Here is a 12,571-nt window from a genome sequence, read left to right as displayed (position 1 = left end):
ATTAGAAAAAAGCCTATGGTGTCGGGATCAAACCCGATATGCCATAGGCTTTTTTAGCTATCATCATCTTGATTGGCTATCCATGTTCTTTACAATCGTGGTTTAGGCACTAATCATGCCGCTCCACGGTCACATTAATATCCACGCTGATTACCATCCGCAATATGGCATCAGCCTTACCACTCTTTAGCGTTCCTGATCCGTCTGGATCATGATCTCAATGTATTGCAGCAAGCTTTTCTTCTGCTGTTCGATGGATTGAATACGTCTGGACAGGCCCGCAAAAAACTCTTCAATCTGCTGCCTTGTATAATCAGCAGACTGCCCTTTCCAATCGTTCAGGCGACTGTATAGCGCCCTCGCTTCCTGTTCATCGGCTTGCAGACGGGCAAGCAGCTGTGTCAGTTCTTTTTCCGCAATTCGAAGATCATTCAATTCCACCAGCAATTGTCCACCCACTTGCGTTCCCCTCCCCCATGTACGTGATAGCGACATTTAACCAACCTGATTCCTAATTAAAATGAACCGGACTCTCGTCGGCCTGCCGGAAGGCATCTGCTTTCTCATCAATAAAGTTCAGGAACTGGCTGGTATGTTTCATATGCCATGTGCTAAGTTCTTGAATCGACGCGTCCAGTTGGGTGACAATTGGCTCCAGCCTGCGACTACGGCTTGTATGCAGGTATTGAGCCATGCGGCTCCTTACCTGATTCAGCTCAGCATTGCATTGCTGTGCATTTTGTTTCCACCGGGAAGCGACACTTTTCAGTTCTTCGGGCGTTACCTGAATCAAACCGGAAGCGCCTCCCACTGCAGCCATACCGCCGCCAGACTTGGAACGTAACGGACCGAAGTTCTTGCTGAACGGTCCCATGTGATCCATAAGGCGCGGTGAATAGCGGATTCTCTCTCCGGTGATCGGATCATACAGGTCATTGGATATGTAACCATTTTTGAAATCATATTGATCCAGACTGTGATAGTTTTCCCCGCCAAATGAGTTCTTGGCCTTATCGATAATGCCCACTCCATCATTGGCATCCTCATAATTGGAATTAATGTAGAAGGTCGATCCTACATGCCGGTCATATCCTCCCAATGTTCCGCTGGCTACCAGATCACTGGGATTGGCATAGTTCACAACCTGCCCGTCAAACTCACCCGATTCAGCCCGGCGCCGCATTTCTGGAGTCAAATTCCCCATTACCGATGGTGCACTGAACGTCACGGCTGGAATTCCTGTATAAGCAGACGCATATTGTGCATTTCCCCCGCCCAAGGAATGTCCGGTCATCGAGAAATTCAGGTCCTTATGCTTGTTCTGCATGTGATTTGCGTAGTCTTCGGATTGATACATCTGATTGGCCCAGCCTGTAGGGGAAACGGTCTTTTCAATATCTTTTACGCGATCACCCGTCCAGTTCTCCACGTCTCTTACCCTGTCACCAGCCCAATTCTCCACTTTGGATATGCCTGTGAAGTCCTTGACGCCTTGGACCCCTTTGTCGAGCCAATCCGGCGTAAGATTATTAACAAAATTCCCAGCCTCCTGCTGACCCTTACGAATCAACTCTCCGCCCCCAATACGGCCATCCATGACAAAGTCAGGTACAGACCGATCCAAGGACGCACTTCCTTCTGTACCACGATAAGCAATGACCGCTTCCTTGGTCTCGGGATTATAAAAGGTTACGGCATCAAAACCGGAAAGTTTGTTGCTTTCCGTCCCCTCAAGGACCTCCCATCCGGGGAGTTCCGTTAATTTGTCTCCAGCCTTTTGATCCTGGTAGGCTAGATCAGACATCGTTTTATACGTTTCATCATCAATATTGGACCCGTTACTCAATAACTACACCTCCCTTTATTTGGCGTATGGATCGTGTCCCTTGGCCATCATCACTTTCTCAATCTCAGGGCTAATGACCAGGTTCTTGGTTACCTTCTTTTTGTAGTCGTACGAAATGCCAAAGCTCTGATCTTCATGATCCTTCACATGGCCTTTCAGACCAATCTGGGACACTGCCATTTCCGGCAACAACTCTTTGCTTGTAATCACAACATCCAGTTCAAACTTCTGCTTGAAGTGCTGAATTACGGTTGCTTCAGCTTCTTGGTATAAAGCTTCCTTCTCACTTGCATTCATGTTCTGACAACCTCCCAGAAATATAGTAAACACTATCATTAGTGTGAATAAACCCTTCAACCATCCTGCACGTTTAATACGAATCCCCCCTCTTGGTAGAATCGAGGCATTCACTATATGTGAAGTACACCCTATTCATCTGTTACCTGCATCATAGTACAAAATCAACATGAGCCATATCGGCTAACAGGATCGTTTTCATGTAACTTTCTTCCTATATGATTCAAATAGGACACTTTGGTGTACATTACCCACTTTCCTAATTCTTGCATCAGTTTAGCTTCTCGGCTTTCCATATATAACAAAAAAGCATCCTTTTCAACACATATTGTGTAGAAAAGAAAGCCTTTTGTCTTCCGCGAACATCATCCTCACTAGCCTCATCCATACTGTCTGGCCCCGGTTTCGTCCAGTTGTTCACACACGAGATCATTGTAGGATTTACACCGCCCAATCAATTCATCATGTGTTCCAGCATCAACGAGTTCACCTTGGTCCAGCACATATATGGTGTCCGCGCTTCGGATCGTACTTAGCCTGTGGGCAATGATAATCTGGGTACATTTCAACATGTTCAGATTATGGGCAATGGTCGCCTCTGTAACGGTATCCAAAGCACTGGTTGCCTCATCCAACAGAAGAACTTTGGGTCTGCTCACCAATGCTCGTGCGAGAGCTACCCGTTGCTTCTGCCCTCCAGACAGGTTCGATCCCGCCTCAGAGATCAGTGTATTATACTTCATTGGCATCTTCTCAATATCGGCATGAATATCAGCCAGCTTCGCTGCGATCATCACATCCTCCAGGGTTGAATCCGCTGCGTGCAGCCTAATGTTGTCATGAACAGTATTGTTAAAAACAAAGTTATCCTGAAGCACGATACTGATCTGGCTGCGAATATCCTGCTGTTCCAGTTCTTCTACATTCATCCCGTCAAAATAGATATTGCCCTGGGTCGGCGTGTACAGCCCTACCAGCAATTTTGCCAAGGTGCTCTTTCCTGATCCTGATTTGCCAACCAGAGCGATCCTTTGCCCCGCTTTGATTGCAATATTGATATTTTTAAGCACATCTTCACCATAGTCCGTATACCTGAAGCTGATCTGATCAATTGTAATATCCCCATTTAGCTTCACGCCATGAAGGGGTGGCGTTGATTTTTTCTTGAATTTATTACTTTCCTCGGCTTGAATGACATCATAGATTCGATCCAGTAGCGCATCCGCCATCACGAACTCATTGAGCATCAAAGCAAGCGAGTTCAACGGCCCCAGAAACAGCGCGGCAAGAGACTGGAATGAAACGAGCATACCGAGGGTCATATTCCCCTGCATAATCTGATATAATCCCACCAGTAGAATGAGCATCGGAGTCATAAAGTTCAGCGTATTGGTCACGGTATTCACTCTCGTCTGAAAAATCGCTTTTTCCTTGACTGTTGCGAGTTGACGCTTGAACAACGCTCTCCATTTCTCCGCGGTACGCTCTTCAATCCCTAGTGATTTGATGGTCGAGATGCCTTCCAACACTTCCGTCATGAATGATCCAGCCAGACTTTGGGCGACAATCTGAGTTTGTGTCAGCTTCTTGAATCTGCTGCGTGTGTATACAAAAACAAGAATTTGTATCAGCCCTACACCAAGCAGTGTGAAAGCGATCAAACGGGACTGGATTATAATATATGTGAATGTAACAACAATTAAAAATAGATTGATCAGCGTAGAGATCATCTTCTGGGACAAAATTTCCCGAATGGTTGTGTTGCTATTAATTCGCAGCATCAGATCCCCACGTGAACGAATTTCAAAATATTGATAAGGCAGTCTGAGCATATGTGAGACAAAGTTTGTCGTCAGTTGGGAATCCAGCAATTCCTGAAGCCGTACAATGCACATATCCTTCATATAACTGAAGCCGATCTGAAACAGGGTTAACAGCACAATGCTGGTGATTAGGACAGGAAATAACGAGTAACCCTCACCGCTAGTAGCCGCATCAATTGAAACTTGCATCAGGAACGGAAAGGCCACCGAAACCAACTGCAACCCCAGAGCAAGTAGAATGGTCCAACCAAAATATTTTTTGTTACTGCGAATCAAATCCTTGAAGTACGCCACTTTACTAATCTTTTTCTCGGACAAAGGTACAAAGCCATCATCCGGATATACGAGCAAAAAAATACCTGAATATTTCTCCGCAAACTCCTGCGTACTGATAACCAGCCTGCCCAAAGCCGGATCGACAATAATGAACTGACCACCCGTCTTGATCCGCTCAAGCACGACAAAATGGCTGTCTTCCCAGAAACAAATGATTGGCAGAAAGTCATTGTTGAGTGATTCAACAGGCGCTTTTTTAGCTATCCCTTTCAAATGATAGGTCTGGGCAACCTCTTTCATTTTGAGCATGGAACTGCCATCCCGACCGTTCCCCAGCATTGCAAAACGTTCCTTCAGATCCGTGAAATCCGCTTCGTAGCCGTGATATGCGAGTAACATATGTAGGCAACTAGGGCCACAATCATATTGATTCATTTGCAGTTTGACAGGGACTTTGCGTTGTCTCTTTCCGCGCAGACGGAATACAGGCCGTTCAGGCATAATGCTGCCCCATATGGGGTGACTGTTCCATTGTGTCCATCTGCTGCTGAGCGGATGCCGTTTCCATAGCGTATGTCTGCGCCATATCCCTTATTTCCTTGCCTTTTGGTCCCTCCATCATGAGTACCGAAGGCAGGTCACGATTGTAAAGTCGGAGCAATTGATATCCAATGCCGGCAAGCCCTAGCATCAGTCCTGGGATTTGCTGACGACCCGGAATGCCGCATCTCCAATGATGGTTATCATGTCTCACCTGTGTCACAATGTAATTTGCTATCTGAACTGAGTACTCCTTCAACTCTTCATCCTGCAAATATTCGGCTGCGAGTAGGAACAACTCCAGATTGCCCATATCCCCATGGCAGAGCGAATAGCTAACTTCTGTGAACCCTTCTTCCATCGTCTTGGCTAACGCTCTGCGAATATCCTTCTCAACTGTATCCATAGCTCCTAATGACCTCAATTGCTGCGCTAACCCTATACGGGCGATCCCTAGACCAGGTGCGCCATTACACCAGTACATGACATAATGTTCTTCCGGCATGCTGCCATCGGTGAACCGCAGATCTTTCCAATTGTTCACTTCAGGACTGTAGAGGGCTTCCTCATACTTCAGTCCTTCCATACAGGTTTCAAGATAGGCTTTGTTGCCTGTAGCACTGTATAGACGGGCCAAACTCAGACAGATGCCTGCGTTCCCGTGTGCAATGCCGCTAAGTGGCGTTTTATTAATCGCTGACGTCACCCAAGCCATACCTTGATCCATCGGCTGCGCAAGCTTCAGCAAACGATCTCCGCATCGAACAGCCACGTCCAGCGCTTTTTGCGATTGAAAGTTCATATACATGTCCACACAAGCCATCAATGTACCTGCACAACCTGAGATCACATCCAATTGCTGATCATTATCAATCATATCGTCCAGGATATCGAGCAATTCCAGCGTATCCGGGTTAATCCCCGGTTCGGAACATACGTTGGCTTTATGAACCAGTAAATAGAGAAGTGATCCATAGCCAGTGAACAATGAGATGTTTTTATCGATTTTTTTGCGGATCATCTCCCAGGCTGTCTGAATACACAGATGAACCATCTGCATATATTTGTGGTCACCTGTCTCCCGACTCAGATACAGATAGAAATAGGCAATGCCCGTTACCCCGTTATATAACCCCAATTCCGAAGATTTGTAGATTAACTTCTCGTCTGCATCCATACCCATGCTGATCCATGACACCGAAAGACCTTCATCTCCCATAATGGCAATATCCTTTATGTAATCCCCGATCCTTACGGCTTCATGCAAATATTCTTCTTTTGTCATGGGTATTCGAAGTTCATTCAACTGTGCCGGTTGCACACTTGCGGTACTCTTCTCCATAGCAAATGAACGTTCCAGCACATACTTGGTCTGAAGTGTCCTTTCGGTAAATTCCCACTGCATGTCCATGTCTTTTGGGTTCATTGCCCGCACTTTATCCGCAGTCTGCGTTAAAATATCAGAGGAAAATACGCCGGCAATGGCTTGGTTGTCGTGGTGGTGAAACAACATGTCCTGGCCGATACAGGTCTGGAACATAGGTACGTCTCCGTGCAATAGATCGTAGCATTCATATTTCACGAGCTTTTCACGCATACGATCCTGTCGTACAATCATCCACATCATGTCGAACAACAAGCTCTTATCCAGCCCGTTTCTGAGATATTTGGGATGGGAGCTGGCTTCAATCAGCGTAAAATATGTAACAGTCGGACGAACGATCGTTCGTACAGCACAACCATAAAAGTAATTGCAAACGATGGAGATAAACGACTCCTTTTGCTCCATGATGGCGTTGTATATACGATAGAAACCCTTCTTCAAACTTTGGATATATCGTTCAGGTTTGATGGGGGTCTGTTCATATGAAGGCAAATGACTGAACCGACTCACACTTACTTTGCTTCTTTGTATTCTCATGGTATCTGTATTCTTATCGTGAATCTCATACGTGTTGAGTACCTGATCTACGTCCCCCGCAAGCCCGCTTAGATCACTGTGATACAAGGCATTGGAGTCCAGCGTGGGCAGCATGCTCGTTTTTAACACGGAGTCATTCAATATCGAAAGGGTCTTCTCCAGCGCCGTATAGTATTCCTTCTCCTCCACATATTTGAAGGGCTGATTGTGCAGCAGTGATTCCAGATCGACAAAGAATGGATGCTCACCTTGGGCAACGATGTTCTCCATATGCATGTCCGTTGCGTTAACGGCATACAGAATAGCGAGATACTGCCCCTGCCGTTCAAAAAAACGTTCCGCTGCCTCCAGACTGGTGACTTCCTCATAGGGTATAAACTGCTGCCAGCCATATTCGGAGCGATCCAGCGATTTGGCAATACGGAACGGCAACCCCGTTTGCTGATCGTTAAACCATTGCAACAGTCTGGCAAAAGCGGTGTCGATGGCCATGTTCCTTGGTTTGTACATGACATTGCCCCCTCCCGCAAACGCTAACCGCAATACACTGGCTCCACCATTATGCGAATCCCCGAGAAATACGATATCCTCCAGCTTATCCAGCTCGAAACCAAAAAAAGACTCCAGTTCACGACGATCTCTCGTCAGGCGCTCCAGAACACGCATCATATTAAGACTGATCCGAAGAGTGTGCTCAACAAGTCCTCGGGCAAGAACAGGATATTCCAGCAGTAAGGCGAGAATCTGTTCTCTGGACTGGATGTTCTGGCTCACAAAGTGCTGATACCGCTGCCGGGAATCCTCACCTCTCAATTCATCTTGTAGTCTCGCTTTGTTTAACTCATAGATTAGTGTCTTGGCAGACATGTGGAAAACTTTATCCGAGACCGTCTTCAGAACAAGCCCTGTAACACGCCGTTTGTCCAACCAGTCATATCCTTCATTCAGGCCTTCGGTCATGATCTGAATGGATCGTTGCAGAAAGGGTTTGGAAAACTCAAAGAACGGAATTTCATCCGTATCGCCCTCAATAAAGTATTCGATCTCCAGATGCTCATTCTCAAGAAATGTTCTGCGGAGTTCCTGATGCCAAGTCATTTCAGCAAAGTCGTACATAAAACCTGCATCATTAAACATAGCCTGCACCGTATCCACATTCATGGATTCAGCCTGGAAGCGATTCGACAATTGCTCCTGGTCCTGAAAAAACTTGTCAAGCCATTGCTGCATTCTTCCTGAATCCGTTTGCTCTACAGGCATGTCCACATTCGGAACGTTGGGAACTTGTGCAGTATATCGCTGCACAAACTGTTTGTATTTCTCTGTTAAGTAGAGTGCATCACTCCAGCGGGAGTCATGTAATCGCTCCTGTATGCTCATCATTTCATTCCCCTTCTATTGGATGGTTTGGTGTCCAAAATCTCACATAAAAAAATCAAGCACATAACTGAAATCAGCTATGTGCTTGAAGATGAGAGTAAAATTTAACAACAAGTAAGCCAGGAAGAAGGTGAAACCGAATTATAATGACATTCATGACTTACCGTACAAAATACACCGCCACTAGCTTGAGCATCAATTACAGATACCGCCCCTGTAATGACCATAAGCTCGTCATCACTGATGTCCTCGATTGCTCGCAATGCTTCGAGATTGAATTGTTTCATTGAAAAAACCTCCATTCGAATTTTTTTATATGTATAGCTTATAAAAAGCTAAACACCAATGTTGAACTCAACCGCAGGATATTGTAAAATATTTAAATTATGTAATTATTTTCTATATATTTATTCTAGCATAATTTGCTAGTTTTTGTAAATCCATTTTCGGGATTTTACCACCATTTGACAAAATAAATCGCTTTTACTAGAATCACAACAAAATTGTGTTATTTCGTTGTTAAATGCACAAAATTTTAAACACCTGTCCAAGACAGGTGTTTTTCTAAGTAGCAGGCAACTGCAAAGCAGCTCTAAGCCCTTCCCCACTATCACTCTCAAGAATAAGCTTTCCCCGATGAGCCTGCGCAATCCTTGATACCATTGGAAGCCCTAAGCCATGTCCCTGACGGGAAGGCCGTACGCGCCCTGCCGCATAGGGGAGAACCACCACATCGTCCAGATACTCTTTTGGAATTCCTTTTCCATCATCTGACACCACAAATTCACAACATACATCCTCTGCTGCACGCATCGTTTCCAGCACAATTGCACACCCCTCCGGGTTATGCGTGATACTGTTTTGTACCAAATTCGTTACTGCACGATACAATAATCGTTCATCCCCCATAACATGAAGACTCTCGTCCTGAACATGAAGCGAGATTGGATAACGCTCATCCAGTCCATTATTCAAAAAATCCGACACAGCCTGCCTTGCTAGTACCGAGAGTCGAATCGACTTCAACTGTAGAGGCTGCATCTCATACTCCAGCATGGATACCAGGTTTAGATCACTGACCAGTGACCGCAGGCGTTCACCCTGGCGACGAATAATGGAGGCCTGCTGTTTGTGCTCAGCTGACAAATCCGATTGCTCCTCCAACTCACTCGCGTAACCCAGAATCATGGACAAGGGTGTCCGTATATCGTGAGAAATGCCTGCGATCCAGTTGGATCGCGCTTCATCTCTCGCTTTTAGAGCATCTTCCTTGTCCTGAAGCATACGGGATGTTGAATTGATGCTTTGTGACAGGTCATTAAATATACCTTTGGTTTCGACGTGAACAGGCTCTTCCTTTGCCAATGCGTGAATGCCATGGATTAACGGTCGAATACTACGGATCACTCGCGTTCCAATGAGTATGGACACTAGTAGAGCAAGAGCCACATTACACACCAACAATAGTATGATCCGAATAGGCAATGACTTGAGCCACTCTGCCAGAAAGTCGAACTGGTATTTTCCGTACGTATTCTTAGGGTAGCCTACGACCAATAATCCATCTTCACGTTCCCATACGTACACCGGGTATTCCTTAAGATAGTATCGCGAGAACTTCGCAACATCCGTCACGTCATAAGAGCGCGGGACTTCAGCCGGAAGCCGTTCGCTCCACTGTACCTTGCCCTGGGGATCGAGCAGCATCGCCCAAGCCTGATATGTATCCAGCAGTTGCATTCCATCGCTGTTTAGCGCATAGTCCCCCTGCTCGCCCTTACTCAGACCACTGGCCATCTGTTTCACAACCGCACCGGGGGAAGGACCCTCATGAATTTCCTTGAAGATCAGCGAACCTAGCAGAATTAGATTGAACAATAACAGCACCACAGATACCAGAATGGTAGATCCTACAAACTTTCTTAGAATTCGAACAACGCCATCCATCACCTAGACTCCTGAGCCATCAGTTTGTAACCAAGGCCCCGAACGGTTAGCAAAAATACCGGTTTGGATGGGTCTTCCTCAATCTTCTCCCGGATTCGCCGAACATGCACCATCAGTGTATTTTCATAACCATAACTCTCGTCTCCCCATACGGCTTGACACAGGGCATCGCTGGTTACAATCCGGCCTTGATTCTCATACAACTTGATCAGTATGGCGTGCTCCTTAGCTGTCAATGGAAGCTCCCTGTCTGTCCCCTGCACAACAGCACTCTCCAGATCAATGGTTTGTTCACCTAAACGGAATACAGGCAATCTCTCCACCGTATTGGAGGCATATACCCGCTTCAGAATAGCCATCAGCCTGAGAATCAACTCTCTTGGCAGAAAGGGCTTGACCATATAATCATCCGCTCCCAGCCCCAGACCGAGCAATCGATCCTCATCTTCACCACGTGCCGACAGAAACAGAACAGGCATGTCCGAGAATGACCGGATCGAAGAGAGCAGAGAGAACCCATCCCCATCTGGAAGCATCACGTCCAGGATTGCTGCATCCGGCTTTTCAAGCCTGCATACTGCCAACGCATTCACGAAGTTATCGGCCGTATAGACCCGAAAAAAACCTTCTTTACGTAAAAAACGTTCAATCATTTCCCGTATCTCAGGTTCATCATCTACGATCAATATTTTCTTATTCTTCAATAATTCCATTGATATCACCCTTTTTATTATACATCACAAAGGCATTCATCCGATATTTTCCATTTCCATTTAAGGTAATTGTAAGGTTATCTTCAGCCACGAGCAAGAAGCCTGATCTATATTTAGAGCAACTGAGATATTAGTGAAATGGAGTTGAGATCAATGATAAATTCTTCCCCCATCGTGGAAACGCATAACCTGTCCAAATCTTATGGCGGTACTAACCGCGTACACCAGGTTAATCTGGCAGTTGAGAAGGGACAGATTTTTGGCTTCCTGGGTCCAAACGGAGCAGGCAAAACAACCACATTAAAAATGCTGTTGGGTTTGATCAAACCCACCGAAGGCACTGTGAAGGTGTTCGGCAAAGATCTGAATAAACATCGCCCTTCCATTCTGAATCAGACAGGTTCACTGATCGAATCCCCATCTTATTACGGCCACTTGACTGGACTTGAGAATATGAAAGTCATGCAGCGACTGCGGAACGTACCGAACAAAAATATTGATGAAGCTCTCAAAATTGTCCGGCTCGAAAATCAAAAACATAAGCAGGCCGATCAGTATTCCCTAGGGATGAAGCAACGACTCGGTATTGCCATGGCCCTGCTTGCCTTCCCAAGCCTGCTTATTCTGGATGAGCCTACAAACGGACTTGATCCGGCCGGAATCGGTGAGATCCGGGAATTAATCAAGTCCCTTCCGGGTCAATATGGCATAACAGTCCTGTTATCCAGCCACCTGTTGTCCGAGATCGAACAGATTGCTACCTCGGTCGGGATTATCAGTGATGGCAAGCTGCTGTTTCAGGGAACCATGCAGAGCCTTCAAGCCAATAACAAGACCACCATTCGTTTTCAGACAACAGACACGACAAGGGCAGAGAAAATCCTTTTGACTCAAGGCTACATGCCCACAGTTCATGGAAAACAGTTGGTGTTCAACTATCTTCGTGACGAGGAAGTCTCTCAGATGAACAAGGTGCTGGTAGAACACGATATCCCCGTGATCCGGATCGAGGAACACAAGAAAAGTCTGGAAGACATATTCTTGGATTTGACCGGAAAGGAGCGGAGCCTGTAATGAAAGCTCTATCCCTGGAGTATTATAAAATCCGCCGCAAAAGGATCTGGGTAATGCTATCCCTTTTTCTGGCCGCAGAAATGATCTGGGCCTCCATGTCTATGAGCATCTCCATCTCCCGAAGTGCAGCCAATGCGAGTTGGGAAGCCTTGATCTTCAGCATCGCTTCCATGAACGGACTGTTCCTGCCCATTATATCGGCTATCGTTGTGTCCCGCATCTGTGACATGGAGCATAAGGGGAACACATGGAAGATGCTGATGACGACCAACATCGGACGTAATCATGTCTACACAGCCAAGTACATATGTGCGAACAGTCTGATTCTGTATGGTATTCTTGCGCAAGCTGTGTTCATTGTCGGTTTCGGTCTATCCAAAAACATTTCCGGCCCGCTACCATTCTCCCTGCTGGTGCAGTTCGTTATAGGCACACTACTAACTACACTCGCGATAACCGCTCTTCAGCAATGGCTGTCTCTTACGGTACGCAATCAGGCTTTTGCGTTATGTCTGGGTATGCTGGGCGGATTCATTGGTACAACATCGGGGTTGTTTCCTGCAGGTGTACGTCACCTTTTCATATGGTCTTACTACATGGATCTGAATCCAGTCACTTACATTTACAGCGCAACTTCGGGTACCTATGTATCGGGTATGCTGCCTGTCGGTCTTTTCTTAGCCGCCTTGTTGATGGCTGCCATCTTCTATTTTGCAGGGAATATTCATGCTTCAAGAAAAGAGATTTGAGGAGG

General features: G+C 46.1%; 10 protein-coding genes. 2 read left to right on the top strand and 8 right to left on the bottom strand.

The genetic code is table 11. The features are described 5' to 3' along the window. Positions 1–186 precede the first annotated feature (186 nt). The 8 genes from MHI14_RS29270 to MHI14_RS29235 form a co-directional block, all read right to left on the bottom strand. Positions 187–459 carry a hypothetical protein gene (locus MHI14_RS29270; RefSeq protein WP_341131890.1) on the bottom strand — a complete coding sequence of 91 codons (273 nt, stop codon included), beginning with the start codon at positions 457–459 and terminating at the stop codon, positions 187–189. Positions 460–511: 52 nt separating this feature from the next. Continuing rightward, entirely contained in the window at positions 512–1,846 is a 1,335-nt protein-coding gene (locus MHI14_RS29265) for a hypothetical protein (protein ID WP_249912979.1), read from the bottom strand. 15 nt (positions 1,847–1,861) lie between these two features. Continuing rightward, positions 1,862–2,143 (bottom strand): hypothetical protein, encoded by a 282-nt coding sequence (locus tag MHI14_RS29260; RefSeq protein ID WP_091038121.1) that lies wholly within the window; start codon positions 2,141–2,143, stop codon positions 1,862–1,864. A 380-nt stretch (positions 2,144–2,523) separates the two neighbouring features. Continuing rightward, positions 2,524–4,743 carry a peptidase domain-containing ABC transporter gene (locus MHI14_RS29255; protein WP_341131889.1) on the bottom strand — a complete coding sequence of 740 codons (2,220 nt, stop codon included), beginning with the start codon at positions 4,741–4,743 and terminating at the stop codon, positions 2,524–2,526. Then, on the bottom strand, positions 4,736–8,083 hold the full coding sequence (locus tag MHI14_RS29250) for a type 2 lanthipeptide synthetase LanM family protein (protein WP_341131888.1): 3,348 nt from the start codon (positions 8,081–8,083) through the stop codon (positions 4,736–4,738). The genes MHI14_RS29255 and MHI14_RS29250 overlap by 8 nt, the downstream gene beginning before the upstream one ends. Positions 8,084–8,187: 104 nt before the next feature. After that, complete coding sequence (locus tag MHI14_RS29245) at positions 8,188–8,370, bottom strand: type A2 lanthipeptide (RefSeq protein ID WP_074093209.1); 183 nt, start codon at positions 8,368–8,370, stop codon at positions 8,188–8,190. Positions 8,371–8,647: 277 nt separating this feature from the next. Continuing rightward, positions 8,648–10,030 (bottom strand): sensor histidine kinase, encoded by a 1,383-nt coding sequence (locus MHI14_RS29240; protein ID WP_341131887.1) that lies wholly within the window; start codon positions 10,028–10,030, stop codon positions 8,648–8,650. Further along, positions 10,030–10,743, bottom strand: coding sequence for a response regulator transcription factor (locus MHI14_RS29235; protein ID WP_074093207.1), 714 nt, complete (start codon positions 10,741–10,743; stop codon positions 10,030–10,032). The genes MHI14_RS29240 and MHI14_RS29235 overlap by 1 nt, the downstream gene beginning before the upstream one ends. Before the next feature lie 156 nt (positions 10,744–10,899). Between MHI14_RS29235 and MHI14_RS29230 the strand changes: the two genes are divergently transcribed. Together MHI14_RS29230 and MHI14_RS29225 are read left to right on the top strand one after the other, a co-directional pair. Further along, positions 10,900–11,817, top strand: coding sequence for an ABC transporter ATP-binding protein (locus MHI14_RS29230; protein WP_341132037.1), 918 nt, complete (start codon positions 10,900–10,902; stop codon positions 11,815–11,817). Beyond that, a complete protein-coding gene (locus MHI14_RS29225) occupies positions 11,817–12,566 on the top strand; it encodes an ABC transporter permease (RefSeq protein ID WP_091038114.1) in 750 nt (249 codons plus the stop codon). Before MHI14_RS29230 ends, MHI14_RS29225 begins: the two co-directional genes overlap by 1 nt. Positions 12,567–12,571 lie beyond the last annotated feature (5 nt).

Origin of the sequence: Paenibacillus sp. FSL K6-2393 (assembly GCF_038002545.1) — a bacterium.
GTDB lineage: Bacteria > Bacillota > Bacilli > Paenibacillales > Paenibacillaceae > Paenibacillus.
Note: the sequence above shows the minus strand (reverse complement) of the source record. Positions and strands in the feature narration are given on the sequence as shown.